Here is a 239-nt window from a genome sequence, read left to right as displayed (position 1 = left end):
GCCTTTCGCAAGGAGCAGGCGGCAGCCAGCGACCTGCCGCTGCTCGACGGGCGTTGGGGCGACGACCTGTTCAATCCGGAAACCCTCAAGCAGCTGGGCGTGAAGATCGGTAGTGGCCTGGCGGCAGGCGCGGCCGCCGGTGCCGGGGTCGACCTTATGGTCGGTGGTATCACCCTCGGTGCCGCGGCGCTCCTCGGCGCCATCGCCGGCGGCGGCGCGCAGACCGCACGGCACTATGG

1 protein-coding gene is annotated in these 239 nt (G+C 71.5%); it reads left to right on the top strand.

Annotation, left to right across the window (positions count from 1 at the left end):
* The coding region (locus AAEZ09_RS29090) for a DUF3482 domain-containing protein (protein ID WP_350601786.1) at window positions 1-239 on the top strand (239 nt) is incomplete at both ends.

The organism is Pseudomonas sp. 65/3-MNA-CIBAN-0223 (assembly GCF_040310425.1).
Lineage (GTDB): Bacteria > Pseudomonadota > Gammaproteobacteria > Pseudomonadales > Pseudomonadaceae > Aquipseudomonas > Aquipseudomonas gregormendelii.
Note: the sequence above shows the minus strand (reverse complement) of the source record. Positions and strands in the feature narration are given on the sequence as shown.